This is a genomic window from Cupriavidus sp. SIMBA_020, assembly GCF_046535395.1.
Lineage (GTDB): Bacteria > Pseudomonadota > Gammaproteobacteria > Burkholderiales > Burkholderiaceae > Cupriavidus > Cupriavidus campinensis.
In genome coordinates this window covers 1-356 of record NZ_JAWRWU010000173.1, presented here as the reverse complement: position 1 = coordinate 356, position 356 = coordinate 1, and the positions used below count along the sequence as shown (strand labels likewise).

The window sequence follows — 356 nt, the reverse complement described above, 5'->3', positions numbered from 1 at the left end:
GGCGCTCGTGACGATCGACGGCGAGATCGCGGCAGGCACCAACGCGAACGGCGAAGACATCAATACGGCGCTCGACGCCGCGTTCGACGACGACGGCGCGGCCGGCGTCGTGCTGCGGATCAACAGCCCGGGCGGCAGCCCGGTGCAGGCGGGTTACGTGTATGACGAAATCCGCCGCCTGCGTGCTGAATACCCGGCTATCAAGCTGTATGCAGTCATCGCGGATCTCGGCGCTTCTGGTGCCTATTACATTGCCAGTGCAGCGGATGAGATCTACGCCGATAAAGCCAGCCTGGTGGGTTCCATTGGTGTGACGGCGGCCGGTTATGGCTTTGTCGGCACCATGGAGAAGCTAG

Annotated in this window: 1 protein-coding gene; it reads left to right on the top strand. The window is 63.2% G+C overall.

Going from position 1 to position 356, the window contains the following annotated elements:
- The coding region (locus tag SB751_RS28690) for a S49 family peptidase (protein ID WP_410748872.1) at positions 1-356 on the top strand (356 nt) is incomplete at both ends.